The following is a 6,449-nucleotide window of genomic DNA, read 5'->3' on the forward strand; positions in this document are numbered from 1 at the left end:
CACGCACATGTCCATGAAACCCCTCGAACACGACCGGCGGTATGGCGAGCTGGACCAGGTGATGCGCGCGTATCTGGGTCAACCGGCCGACGACGCCCCGGAGCGGCGCAGTCGCGCCCTGGACGCGTATCTCCGCCATACCTGGCGTACCCGCCCCTCGGCCATCGCAGAGGCGGAGCGACAGCTGCGCGAGTACAGCCGCAATCCTCCAGGCCGCATCCGACAGGAGCTGGGTGAGTTCTACTCGATCCCGGACACCGGAAAGCCCCAGTCGGACATCGGTGACTGGCTGATGCTGCTAGCCGACCACCTGAAGAGGAGCATCGAGGAGGGCGACGCCCCCGAGCCATCGTCCCCGCAGACGCACTGGGAGTGGCACGCCCGCTTTCCGGAGACCGCGCAACTGCTGGGGGGCTGGTTCTCGCAGGACATCGTCGACGAGTTTCGCAGCCACGACGCCGCAGTCGCCGACTACGCCGCTACCACAAACCCGCAGTTGGTCGCCCGCCTCGTGGGGGAACTGCACGAGTTGCTCGCCCTCCCTCTGGACGAGGGGGACTACGCCCTGGCTGCCGCCGAGCTCGGCATGGAGGTCGGCCCGCCGGAACCGTTCTCCCACGGCGCCTGGTTCCAGTCGCTGGCGGCGGCGCTCTCCGATATCTGATCCGGCTGAGCGGTCGCGGACCGGGCTCTCCACAGCCGCAGGATGGCACGAACATGGACAACACTGGCCGAGCCCTGGCGAGACCCAACCTGAAGGTCCGTCCGGCCGGTGACCGCAGTCTTTGAGAACATCGCCAGGGCCTCAACAGCGCAACCCGGAGGAGACGCAGGCGATGCGCAGTCCGAAGGCGAATGTATCTCAGCGCCCTGACCGCACCGACCGGGACCAGGACGGCTAAACCGACCTGGCCACCCGGGCGGCCAGATGGCTGGCGGCGGCCAGGAAGCCTCTCCTCCATGATGACGCGACGACCCGTACTCCGGCGTGGGTTCGAAGCTCATCTGACGCACCATAAGAACGAGCGTCAGATGAGCGTCGAGCCCGTCATGCGCCATTGCCAGCGAAGGCCGCCGCAGACCGCTTGACCCTGCACTCTTGGGTGAAGCCGCAGGTCAGAGCAGTGTGCCTGGACGGCCGCGTGCTCTATGTCGTGTCCGGTGGGAAACATGTCGAGCGTCCCGTCGCGCCTGAGAACCCGAGAAAACTGCAGTTCAGAGCCCCTTTGCAACAGGCTCCAGGATCGCCACGCACTCCACATGATGCGTCATCGGAAACAGATCGAACGCCCGCAACGTCCGCACCCTGTACCCGCCCTCCCGGAAGTACGCCAGGTCCCGTGCCAGCGCAGCCGGGTCGCAGGCCACGTAGGCGATCTTGCGGGCGCCCAGGCCCGACAGGTGCTTGACGACCTGCTTGCCCGCTCCCGCGCGGGGCGGGTCCAGGACGATCAGGTCGCACTCCGTGATGCCCGTCCGGGGCAGGACCTGGTCGACCTTGCCGTGTTCGATGCGGACCCGGTCCAGGTCCTTCAGGTTGTGGCGGGCGTCCTCGACCGCGCGCTTGCCGGACTCGATGCCGAGGACCGCGCCCTTCTCGCCGAGGCGCTGGCCGATGGCGCCGGCGAAAAGGCCGACGCCGCAGTAGAGGTCGAGGGCCGTGTCGTTCTTGCGGGGCAGCAGGCCCTGCATGACCGCGCGGACCAGGGTGTTGGCCGCCTGCGGGTGGACCTGCCAGAAGCCGCCGGAGCCGACGCGGTAGGTGCGGTCGTCGGCGCGTTCGCGGACGAAGGCGCGGCCGTGGACGCGGTGGACGCCGCCGTCCTTCTCGTCGACGCGGAGCACGGAGACCGGCTTGTCCAGCTCGACCAGGGGGAGGCGGCCGCCGGGCTTCGGGGTGAGGATGACCTGGCGGTCGTTCGAGCCGGTGGCGGTGATGGCCTCCACCGCGGCGATCTGGGGCCACTCGCGCTTCTCGACGCCGAGCTCCGAGACGCCCGGCGCGGCGATCAGGCAGTGGTCGATCGGCTGGACGTCGTGCGAGCGGTGCTTGCGCAGGCCCGCGCGGCCCTCCGCGTCGACGGCGTACTGGACCCGGGTGCGCCATGCGGGCACCTCGCCCGGCGGGAGCTTGTCGCCCTCGGCCGGCATGACCGTGCCGTCCCAGCCGGCCTCCTCGGGGGTCAGGCCCGCCAGGCGCTGAAGCTGCTCGGCGATGACCTCGCCCTTGAGGCGGCGCTGCGCGCCCGGCTTGGCGTGCTGCCAGTCGCAGCCGCCGCACATGCCGGGACCGGCGTACGGGCAGGGCGCATCGACGCGGTCCTTGGACGGCTCGATGATCCGTACGGCGTCGGCCCGCAGGAAGCGGGAGTCCGTGTCGCCGTCGGTGACCCTGGCGATGATCTTCTCGCCGGGGAGCGTGTGGCGGACGAAGAGGACCTGGTTCTCCGCGGTGCGGGCGATGCAGTGGCCGCCGTGTGCGACGGGCCCGACCTCGACCTCGTACTCCTCCCCGACCAGCGACGACGTGGGTTCGTTCTGCATGAGGGGAGGCTCCAGTGAGGAAGGGGATGAGCGGTCGGGCATGCTGCCGGACAACAGCCCACCAGTCTACGTGGGCCCGGTCGGGGTGGTTACCAGGACCGGTCCCACGCTCTCCCGCCCACTCCCCCGTCCGGGCTCACCCCTTGCGGTTCGGCTCCTTGTTCCGACGCTCCACCGGGCCCCGGCGGACCGACCCCGGAGCGTTCCAGTCGGCGCGCCTGCGGGCCCGCTTCTTCGCCGCCTCGGAGGACTGGAGCTGGTACGGGACGGAGGTCACCATGACGCCCGGTGTGAAGAGCAGCCGGCCCTTCAGTCGCAGGGCGCTCTGGTTGTGCAGCAGGTGCTCGTACCAGTGCCCGACCACGTACTCGGGGATGTAGACGCTGATCACGTCGCGCGGACTCTGCCGGCGCAGGCCCTTCACGTACTCGATGACCGGGCGGGTCACCTCGCGGTAGGGCGAGTCGAGGATCTTGAGGGGGACGTTGATGCCGCGTCGCTCCCAGTCCTCGCGCAGCGCCTTCGTCTCGTCCGGGTCGACGCTGATGGAGAGCGCCTCCAGGTGGTCGGCGCGGATCAGTTTGGCGTAGGCGAGGGCGCGCAGCGTGGGGCGGTGGAGTTTGGAGACGAGGACGATCGCGTGGACGCGGGAGGGACGCACGCTCTCGTCGGCGGGGGTCTCGTCGGCGGCGATCTCGGCGGCGACCCGGTCGTAGTGCTTCCGGATCGCGGTCATCGTGCCGTAGAAGATGACCATGCCGAGCAGGGCCACCCAGGCGCCGTGCGTGAACTTGGTGGCGAGGACGATCACCAGGACCATGCCGCAGAAGAAGGCGCCGAAGGCGTTGATGGCCCGGGAGCGGATCATGTGGCGGCGCTTGGCCTGGTCCCGTTCGTCGACCAGCAGGCGGTTCCAGTGCCGCACCATGCCGGTCTGGCTCAGGGTGAAGGAGACGAACACCCCGACGATGTAGAGCTGGATCAGCTTCGTGGAGTCGGCGCCGTAGAGCCAGACGAGCAGGATCGCCGCGCCCGCCAGCAGGACGATGCCGTTGGAGAACGCGAGGCGGTCGCCGCGGGTGTGGAGCTGGCGCGGCAGATAGCGGTCCTGGGCGAGGATCGAGCCGAGCAGCGGGAAACCGTTGTACGCGGTGTTCGCGGCGAGGAAGAGGACCAGGGCGGTGGCGGCCGCGAGGACGATGAAGAGGAAGGAGCCGTGGCCGAAGACCGCCTCGGCGACCTGGGCGATGACCGGGTCCTGGGTGAAGTCCGCGCCGACCGGGACGCCGTCGCGGATCAGGTCGACCGCCGGGTTCTCGGCCATCTTGACGTCGGTGGCCAGGGCCAGGCCGATGATGCCGCAGAACATGGTGACGGCGAACAGGCCCATCATGGCGAGCGTCGTCGCGGCGTTCTTGCTCTTCGGCTTCCGGAACGCGGGCACCCCGTTGCTGATCGCCTCGACCCCGGTGAGGGCGGCGCAGCCGGAGGAGAAGGCCCGCAGGAGGAGGAAGACGAGCGCGAAGCCGGCCAACCCCTCGTGTTCGGGCCTGATCTCCAGGTCGGAGGTGGGGGCGTGCATCGCTTCGCCGAGGATCAGTCCGCGGAAGGCGCCCCACAGGATCATGAGGAAGACGCCGACCACGAAGAGATAGGTGGGGATGGCGAAGAGCTTCCCGCTCTCCTTGACGCCGCGCAGGTTCATCAGCGTGAGCAGGATGATGGCGCCTATGGCGCAGAACGTCTTGTGCTCGATGACGAACGGGATCGCGGAGCCGAGGTTCTCGACCCCGGAGGAGATCGACACGGCGACGGTGAGGACGTAGTCGACGAGGAGGGCGCTGGCGACGGTCAGTCCGGACTTGGGGCCGAGGTTGGTGGTCGCGACCTCGTAGTCGCCGCCGCCGCTCGGGTAGGCGTGCACGTTCTGCCGGTAGGAGGCGACGACCGTGAACATGAGGACGACGACCGCGACGGCGATCCAGGGGCTGAAGTGGTACGCCGACACCCCCGCGATGGACAGCACGAGGAGGACTTCTCCGGGTGCGTACGCCACCGAGGACAACGGGTCGGACGCGAAGACGGGGAGCGCGATGCGCTTGGGGAGCAGGGTTTCCCCGAGCTTGTCGCTGCGCAGCGCCCGGCCGATCAGGATCCGTTTGGGCAGGTCGGTCAGTTTGGACACGCAGAGGATCGTAAGCGGAGCCCGTGGCCGGAACGCACACCCTTTCGACGTGGCCCCGCAATCTCCTGCGGTCGGAGGCAATTGCCCCACCATTCCTTAACGCGATCCTTGCGCGCGTCGGCCCTGTTTTGCTTTTCCTTTACCGGAGTGCGCGCCGATACGGCGACTCGGATGCGGCAGGGACCTCCCCGGCGCATAAGCTCGACCCCGGGCCGCACCGCGGGTGTGCGCCCCGTTGTTTGCCCAGCAAGCTGAGAGAGAAGTGTGAGCAGCGTGTTTTCGCAGGTCAGCCGGATGACCAGGACGGCGGGGTAGGCGCACAGTGCACATCGTCATCATGGGCTGCGGGCGCGTCGGTGCCGCTCTCGCACAGACCCTGGAGCAGCAGGGGCACACCGTCGCGGTGATCGACCAGGACCCCACGGCGTTCCGTCGCCTCGGGTCCGGATTCGGCGGCCGCCGGGTCACCGGGGTCGGCTTCGACCAGGACACCCTCCGCGAGGCGGGGATCGAGGACGCCGGGGCCTTCGCCGCGGTGAGCAGCGGCGACAACTCCAACATCATCGCGGCCCGGGTGGCCCGCGAGATGTTCTCCATCGAGAACGTCGCGGCGCGCATCTACGACCCCCGGCGCGCCGAGGTCTACCAGCGCCTCGGCATCCCCACCGTGGCGACGGTGCGCTGGACGTCGGACCAGATGCTGCGGCGGCTGCTGCCGTCGGGCGCGGAGCCGCTGTGGCGCGACCCGAGCGGGGGTGTGCAGCTCGCCGAGGTGCACACGACGCCGTCCTGGATCGGGCACAAGATCAGCACGCTCCAGGAGGAGACGGGAGTCCGTGTGGCCTTCCTCACCCGGTTGGGCGAGGCCATACTGCCGACCTCGCAGACCGTTCTCCAGGAGGGCGACCTGGTCCACGTGATGATGCGTACGGACGAGATCGCCAAGGTCGAAGAGGCCTTCGCCCAGGGTCCCGAGGAGGACGGTCACTGATGCGTGTGTCGATTGCCGGGGCGGGCGCGGTGGGCCGTTCCATCGCCGCCGAGCTGCTGGAGAACGGGCACGAGGTGCTGCTGATCGACAAGGCTCCGACCGCCATCTCGGTCGAGCGGGTCCCGATGGCCGAGTGGCTGCTCGCGGACGCCTGTGAGATCACGTCGCTCGACGAGGCGGCGCTGCAGCGGTGCAACGTGGTGATCGCCGCGACCGGGGACGACAAGGTCAACCTGGTCGTCTCGCTGCTCGCCAAGACCGAGTACGGCGTGCCGCGCGTGGTGGCCCGGGTGAACAACCCGAAGAACGAGTGGCTGTTCAACGAGTCCTGGGGCGTGGACGTCGCCGTCTCGACGCCGCGTCTGATGTCGGCCCTGGTCGAGGAGGCGGTGAGCGTCGGTGATCTGGTCCGGCTGCTGCGCTTCAGCCACGGCGACGCCAACCTGGTGGAGCTGACCCTCCCGCCGGAGTCGGCGCTGGCCGGTACCCGCGTCGGGGATGTGGCCTGGCCCGAGGACACCTCGCTGGTGACGATCATCCGGGGTACGCGGGTTTTGACGCCGAGCCCCGAGGAGTCCCTGGAGGCCGGGGACGAGCTGCTGTTCGTGGCCGCGCAGGCGCGCGAGGAGCAGCTGGAGGACCTGCTGTCGGTCCGGCGGGGTCCGGAGGACGACTGACCGCGGGAACGCCGGAACGAGGAGGGGCCCGGACCGCTCAGCGGTCCGGGCC

5 protein-coding genes are annotated in these 6,449 nt (G+C 69.4%); 3 read left to right on the forward strand and 2 right to left on the reverse strand.

The genetic code is table 11. The features are described from left to right. The first annotated feature begins 7 nt into the window (after positions 1–7). On the forward strand, positions 8–664 hold the full coding sequence (locus tag ACFWRV_RS11870; RefSeq protein WP_384332061.1) for a contact-dependent growth inhibition system immunity protein: 657 nt from the start codon (positions 8–10) through the stop codon (positions 662–664). A gap of 551 nt (positions 665–1,215) precedes the next feature. Here the strand turns inward: ACFWRV_RS11870 and ACFWRV_RS11875 are convergent. Together ACFWRV_RS11875 and ACFWRV_RS11880 are read right to left on the reverse strand one after the other, a co-directional pair. Next, positions 1,216–2,544 carry a class I SAM-dependent RNA methyltransferase gene (locus ACFWRV_RS11875; protein ID WP_384332064.1) on the reverse strand — a complete coding sequence of 443 codons (1,329 nt, stop codon included), beginning with the start codon at positions 2,542–2,544 and terminating at the stop codon, positions 1,216–1,218. Between the two features lie 136 nt (positions 2,545–2,680). Continuing rightward, positions 2,681–4,729, reverse strand: a complete 2,049-nt coding sequence (locus tag ACFWRV_RS11880) for an APC family permease (protein WP_384332067.1) — start codon at positions 4,727–4,729, stop codon at positions 2,681–2,683. 322 nt (positions 4,730–5,051) lie between these two features. Between ACFWRV_RS11880 and ACFWRV_RS11885 the strand changes: the two genes are divergently transcribed. Next, positions 5,052–5,720, forward strand: coding sequence for a potassium channel family protein (locus tag ACFWRV_RS11885; protein ID WP_384332070.1), 669 nt, complete (start codon positions 5,052–5,054; stop codon positions 5,718–5,720). Then, entirely contained in the window at positions 5,720–6,397 is a 678-nt protein-coding gene (locus tag ACFWRV_RS11890) for a potassium channel family protein (RefSeq protein ID WP_384332073.1), read from the forward strand. The genes ACFWRV_RS11885 and ACFWRV_RS11890 overlap by 1 nt, the downstream gene beginning before the upstream one ends. The last annotated feature ends 52 nt before the right edge of the window (positions 6,398–6,449 follow it).

The organism is Streptomyces sp. NPDC058576 (assembly GCF_042718715.1).
Classification (GTDB): Bacteria; Actinomycetota; Actinomycetes; order Streptomycetales; family Streptomycetaceae; genus Streptomyces.